1 pseudogene is annotated in these 601 nt (G+C 63.4%); it reads left to right on the top strand.

From position 1 onward, the window contains the following. Window positions 1-24: 24 nt before the first annotated feature. Window positions 25-601: pseudogene (locus AACY08_RS28070) on the top strand (transposase); the annotation flags it as partial.

The raw sequence follows: 601 nt of genomic DNA, 5'->3' as shown, positions 1-601 counted from the left end.
CTGGCCCCACGACAAGGACCAGAGATGAAGCGCAACAGGTTCACCGAAGACCAGATCATCGGAATATTGAAGGAACAGGAGGCCGGGGTTGCGGTCGCCGATCTGTGCCGCAAGCATGGCGTGGGCAACGCCAGCATCTACAAATGGAAGGCCAAGTATGGCGGCATGGACGTCAGCGAGGCGAAGCGGCTGAAGGCGCTCGAGGACGAGAACGGCCGGCTCAAGAAGCTTCTGGCCGATGCGATGCTGGACAACTCGGCGTTGAAGGACCTCCTCGGAAAAAAATGGTAACGCCCGCTGCCGAGCGGGATGCTGTCGCCCATCTCCAGACTGCCCATGGGATGAGCGAGCGGCGGGCGTGCCAGGCGCTGGGGTGCTGTCGGATGACAATGCGCTACCGGGCCACCAGGATCGATGACGGCTTGCTGCGCGAGCGGATGAAGGCCATTGCCCATGAGCGGCGACGGTTCGGCTATCGGCGGCTGCACGTTCTGCTCCGACGCGAGGGGCATGTGGTCAATCACAAGCGATTGTTCCGGATCTATCGCGAGGAGAAGCTGACCGTGCGCCGCCGTGGCGGGCGCAAGCGGGCCATGGGCAC

Source organism: Pseudomonas sp. EL_65y_Pfl1_R83, from assembly GCF_963970695.1.
GTDB lineage: Bacteria > Pseudomonadota > Gammaproteobacteria > Pseudomonadales > Pseudomonadaceae > Aquipseudomonas > Aquipseudomonas tritici.
Note: the sequence above shows the minus strand (reverse complement) of the source record. Positions and strands in the feature narration are given on the sequence as shown.